The sequence below is a fragment of the Kitasatospora sp. NPDC048296 genome, from assembly GCF_043201815.1.
Classification (GTDB): domain Bacteria; phylum Actinomycetota; class Actinomycetes; order Streptomycetales; family Streptomycetaceae; genus Kitasatospora.
Genome location: NZ_JBICZB010000182.1, coordinates 1 through 2,311 on the forward strand (window position 1 = coordinate 1; position 2,311 = coordinate 2,311).

A 2,311-nucleotide genomic window follows, 5' to 3' on the forward strand; every position below is an offset into this window, starting at 1 on the left:
GCTACCTCACGCCACTCGAGATTCGGCGGCGGCACCGGCAAGGTCACACCCTCGCGGCGTAGACAGAGAGTGTCCAACCGCAGGGTGGAACTTCACCGGGACCCACTTCACCTGATTCTGCTGAGGAAGCCCGGGGCTTCAGCCCCGGGAGGAATCGGCTCCTTGGATCGGAGCAGCGAAGCGGCGGAGTTCTCTTCCATGTGCTTTGACCTCCCGATTTGAGTTTTCGATTTTGCGCAAACTACGTTCCTTCGCGTGAAGATCGTGGTCCGGGTGAAGCTGGAGCCGTCGCCGTATCAGGCGGATGCGCTCGCTGTGACGCTGCGTGCGTGCAATCGGGCCGCGAACCACATCTCTCGCGTCGCCTTCGAGAAGAAGGAGATCCGGCGTAACGGCTTGCAGCCGCTGGTGTACCGGCACGTCAAGGACGAATTCGATCTCGGCGCTCAGGCCGCAGTGCGGTCGGTGAAGAAGGTGTGCGACGCCTACGCGACGTTGAAGGCAAACCTTCGGGCCGGGAATCTCGGCCCGAAGGGGAGCAAACGCCGTAACAAGGCCGAGTCCAAGCCGATCAGCTTCCGCGAGGATGCGGCGCAGCCGTTCGATGACCGGATGTTGTCGTGGAACACCGACGACAAGACGGTGTCCATCTGGACGACGGCTGGGCGGTTGAAGGGCGTCGGGTTTCGCTGCTCTGCGGACGCGTTGAAGATGATTGCCGACCATCGGCGGGGCGAATCGGATTTGGTGTTCCGTGACGGTCGGTGGTACCTGTTCGGGACCTGCGACATTCCCGAACCTGCGGTCTGCGAGTCGGCTGACTGGCTGGGGGTGGATCTCGGGATCGTCAACATCGCCACCACCTCGGACGGTACGGTCATGTCCGGGCGTCGTCTGGAGCGCTACCGCAAGCGCATGCGCGCTGTGACCGCGAAGCTCCAGGCGAAGAAGACCAAGTCCGCGAAACGCCGGTTGAAGGCGATCCGCCGCCGCGAGGCCCGGTTCGCCACCGACACCAACCACCGCATCTCCAAGACCCTCGTCACCACCGCTGAACGCACCTCGCGCGGGATCGCCCTGGAAGACCTCACGGGCATCCGCGAGAGGGTCAAGGCCAAGCACGACCAGCGGTACCGCCTCCACTCCTGGGCGTTCGCCCAGCTCGGAGCCTTCGTGGAGTACAAGGCCCGCAGGGCGGGCGTGCCGGTCGTGCGCGTCAACCCGGCCTATACCTCCCGTCAGTGCTCCGATTGCCGGCACACCCACAGACAGAACCGAGTGGACCAGGCAACGTTCGCGTGCCGCTCCTGCGGCATAACGATGCACGCGGACATCAACGGCTCCCGCAACATCCGCCACCGTGCGGCTGATGCGTGGCAGCGGGGCGCAGTCAACCGCCCCAGCAGCGTCCAGCGCTGCTGAGACGAGGTGACCACCGGTGGGGCGACTCATCGGGCACATGGTCAACCTCAAGCCCGGCCCTTCAGGGCCGGGTCGTTGACTCCAACGCTGAGGCTCGCTCATCCAGTTCCTCGACGCCGGGTACGTCACGGAGGCGGTAGAGGCGGGCTCGCAGGTCGTGGACGGCGTCCTGGACCTTGATGGAGCGGATGCCGTCCGCGCAGTCGAGGAAGTCGTTCCAGGACGTGAGGGCGCCGTCGATGTCGTCCTGGCGGAGGCGGACGGTGCCAAGGTCGGCGAGGACGATTGCGCGGGTGCGGCGGCGGTCGAGGCCGTGGATTTCGAGTGCGTGGTGGAGATGGTCCTGCGCGCTGGTGTGGTGGCCGAGTTGGGCGAGGATCATGCCGGACTCGTGGGCCCACCGGCCGATGCTGTAGTGCGAGGCCCATGACTCGCCCGGGGCGCTGGTAGCACGTTCGATCGCGGTCTGGGAGGCGCGGAGCGCAGCGGTGGCGGTGCGGCGGTCGCCGTCCAAAGCTGCGGCGTTGGCGAGGGTGGCCTGGTAGTAGGCCAAGGCCCGGGGGTCGTTGATGTTCTTGGCCTGGTCGACGCACTCTTCCGCTATCCGGACGGCGGTGGGCCTGAAACCGAGATCGATGGCCTGAACGGTGAGGCCGCGAAGAGCGGTTGCAGCCAGTTCGGCGTCGCCGGCCTCGGAAGCCAGGCGGAACGAATGGGCGTAGTACTGCTGGGCGGCATCCTGGTTGCCCTCGTCCTGAGCCATCCATCCGGCCAGGTGGACGAGTTGTGCGGTTTGAAGTTCCACCCTGCGGTTGGACACTCTCTGTCTACGCCGCGAGGGTGTGACCTTGCCGGTGCCGCCGCCGAATCTCGAGTGGCGTGAGGTAGC

The 2,311-nt window shown here is 66.0% G+C and carries 2 protein-coding genes; one reads left to right on the plus strand and one right to left on the minus strand.

All coding sequences use genetic code 11. The annotated features are described in order from the left end of the window. Positions 1 to 255 precede the first annotated feature (255 nt). On the plus strand, positions 256 to 1,422 hold the full coding sequence (locus tag ACGF12_RS38310) for an RNA-guided endonuclease InsQ/TnpB family protein (protein WP_393041195.1): 1,167 nt from the start codon (positions 256 to 258) through the stop codon (positions 1,420 to 1,422). Positions 1,423 to 1,483: 61 nt separating this feature from the next. Here ACGF12_RS38310 and ACGF12_RS38315 read toward each other — a convergent pair whose 3' ends face one another. Beyond that, positions 1,484 to 2,227, minus strand: coding sequence for a hypothetical protein (locus tag ACGF12_RS38315; RefSeq protein ID WP_393041198.1), 744 nt, complete (start codon positions 2,225 to 2,227; stop codon positions 1,484 to 1,486). Positions 2,228 to 2,311: the final 84 nt, after the last annotated feature.